Origin of the sequence: Catenovulum sp. 2E275, assembly GCF_025515275.1 — a bacterium.
In the GTDB taxonomy this organism is placed as follows: Bacteria; Pseudomonadota; Gammaproteobacteria; order Enterobacterales; family Alteromonadaceae; genus Catenovulum.
In genome coordinates, this window is record NZ_JAOPFU010000133.1 from 1 (window position 1) to 413 (window position 413).

The 413-nt window shown below is 43.8% G+C and carries 1 pseudogene; it reads left to right on the top strand.

Annotated features, from left to right (window positions below):
* Nucleotides 1-413, top strand: a pseudogene (locus N7931_RS19400) (NADP-dependent phosphogluconate dehydrogenase); the annotation flags it as partial.

A 413-nucleotide genomic window follows, 5' to 3' on the forward strand; every position in this document is an offset into this window, starting at 1 on the left:
GCAGGTCACTTTGTCAAAATGGTTCACAATGGTATCGAATACGGCGACATGCAACTTATCTGCGAAGCCTACCAACTAATGAAAACCGTACTAGGTCTATCAGCAGACGAAATTCACCAAGTATTTAAAGAATGGAACGAAACTGAACTCGACAGCTACCTAATTGAAATCACCCGCGACATCTTCGCTTATCGTGATGAAAATGGCGAACCGCTAGTAGAAAAAATCCTAGACACAGCGGGCCAAAAAGGCACAGGTAAATGGACAGGCATAGTCGCACTAGACTTAGGTGTACCATTAACCCTAATTGCAGAATCTGTATTTGCCCGCTGTATCTCAGCCCAAAAAGACGAACGAGTACAAGCCTCACAAGTGATTGACGGCCCTAAAATTGAATTTAGCGGCGACAAAAA